This is a genomic window from Streptomyces sp. UH6 (assembly GCF_013421635.1).
Taxonomy (GTDB): Bacteria; Actinomycetota; Actinomycetes; order Streptomycetales; family Streptomycetaceae; genus Streptomyces; species Streptomyces abyssomicinicus.
This window is the reverse complement of sequence record NZ_JACADT010001304.1, coordinates 1-1,276: the sequence shown is the minus strand read 5'-3', so window position 1 is coordinate 1,276 and position 1,276 is coordinate 1. Positions and strand designations below refer to the sequence as shown.

The following is a 1,276-nucleotide window of genomic DNA, read 5'->3' as shown; positions in this document are numbered from 1 at the left end:
CCGTCCTCCGCCCGTCCGGTGGCCTGAGGGTCCCTCCGCCGTCCGGTGGCCCGAGAGCCCCGGCACCGCCCGGTGGGCCCTCGCCGGTCCGGGAGACCGTCCGAGGAGCCCGGGGAGGCGCCTCGGACCCTTCCAGGCCCGTTCCAGGCCCGCCCGGGCACACGCTCGAGGCCCCGCTCCTGACAGGAGCGGGGCCTCGAGCGTGTTCTCAGCCCTTCCAGCAGCGGACCACCCGCCCCCCGTCGACCTCGAAGTTCAGCCGGCCGACGCGGTACTCGAGCGTGATGATCGCGCCGGGCGGCAGCCGGCGGACCGTGGACCAGCCGCGTCCGCCGGCGCGCCGTTCGGCCTCCTCGGCGTCCATGCCGACGTAGGCGTCGGTGGAGTCCTGGGGCTCCTCGTCCGGAGTGGGAATCGATGCCATGTCCGCCACGCTAGGCGGTGCGCACCCGCGTGGGAAAGCCCGCCGCGGCCTTCGGCCGGATCGCGTCCTGTCACACTTCTGTCACGGATCCCCCATCGGCCACAGGGCCTGACCTGTCACCCGTTCGAGGGTTCCCGACGGGTATCAAACGCTTTTCCGGATGCGTTTTCCGAACCGTCCGGAACTCGCCGTTCCGCAGCCCTCCGCATATCCGCCGGACCGTGCGCGGAATTTCCTCCGGAACCGTCCCTGCCGGGCGTTCCGGGCGACGTGGAAATGCCCGGTCACCCGGTCACGCCTCTTCCAGCGGAGGTCCGAAGAGCTCATCGGCGCCCTTGGGCACCGCGCCGGCGGGAAGCCTCAGGAAGGTCCCGGCGATCAGCCTGCCGGGGTCGTCGCCGAGGAGGGAGCGGTTCAGCCCGTGCAGCGTCCGCCAGCCGCCCGCGACCCGGTACTTCCGGGCCAGCGCCGCCAGCGTCTCGCCGCTCTTCACCACGTGCATCCGGCCCTTGAGCCCGTAACGCGCGGAGCAGACCGGCCAGGCGCCCCAGCCCTGCGAGGCGAGCACCTTCTCGGCGACCAGGATCTGCTGCCGCTTCGTGGCCAGGTCGGCCCGGGCGGCGTGGGCACGGCCGCCGAAGGCGATCCAGGTCGAGTGCTTGAACTGGAGGCCGCCGTAGAAGCCGTTTCCGGTGTTCACGTGCCACCGGCCGCTGCTCTCGCACTCGGCGACGCACTCCCAGGGCCACTGGCCGGGCGGGCAGACCCGCGGGGCCCGCGCCGGGGGACCGGGCGCGGCCTCAGGAGGGCGGGAGGGCGTGCACGACGTCAGAAGGGCCAGCAGGGCCAGCG

General features: G+C 73.4%; 2 protein-coding genes. Both read right to left on the bottom strand.

From position 1 onward, the window contains the following. Positions 1-208: 208 nt before the first annotated feature. Positions 209-424, bottom strand: coding sequence for an I78 family peptidase inhibitor (locus HW445_RS31465; protein WP_151774636.1), 216 nt, complete (start codon positions 422-424; stop codon positions 209-211). Between the two features lie 292 nt (positions 425-716). Further along, positions 717-1,276 (bottom strand): transglycosylase family protein (locus tag HW445_RS31460; protein ID WP_180224177.1); only part of this gene is annotated, 560 nt, incomplete at its 5' end.

Excerpts from the sequence above, each read along its gene's own strand:
- HW445_RS31465 (WP_151774636.1), bottom strand. The coding sequence starts at position 424 with ATGGCATCGATTCCCACTCCGGACGAGGAGCCCCAGGACTCCACCGAC.